The sequence below is a fragment of the Vibrio sp. T20 genome, assembly GCF_007858795.1.
Lineage (GTDB): Bacteria > Pseudomonadota > Gammaproteobacteria > Enterobacterales > Vibrionaceae > Vibrio > Vibrio satsumensis.
In genome coordinates this window covers 1-492 of sequence record NZ_VFEB01000118.1, presented here as the reverse complement: position 1 = coordinate 492, position 492 = coordinate 1, and the positions used below count along the sequence as shown (strand labels likewise).

Genomic DNA, 492 nt, shown 5'->3' with positions numbered 1-492 from the left:
ATCGTTAATTCGAGATAATAATAAGTCTGTAATATTAAAAATAGTCACGGTGAAAATGCTCAATCGCTGTCATAAGGCCACTAGCGATATCTAAACATTACTCTAATAGACTAATATTGCACCATAGTGATTAAAGTATCAACAATGTAAATGCAAACATGAATGTTATAGCTGAAACTCAGTGACTTAGTGGTCTAAATGGCAATCATTAACGGATACTCAGCATACCTAGTACTCGATCTAAAAGCTTTCCCCTCGTCAACTCGCCTCATTCCCCTCACTCAATGCAAACTTGATCTCTTCGGATGAAAAGCCTTTACGACTCAACATGGCGTAAGCCTTTGAGCGTTCTTTATGATCGTTTAGGTCATAAGACTTCTTCTGCAACTGTTCTAAACACGAAGAATAGAAATCTAGCTGCTCTTCATTAATCAATCGGTCAACTAACGATGACAGCTCGTTGGTGTCGATTTTTCGTTGCCTAAGCTCTTG

1 pseudogene is annotated in these 492 nt (G+C 38.2%); it reads right to left on the bottom strand.

The annotated features are described in order from the left end of the window. Positions 1–258: 258 nt before the first annotated feature. Positions 259–492 (bottom strand): annotated as a pseudogene (locus FTW16_RS13395) (RecX family transcriptional regulator); the annotation flags it as partial.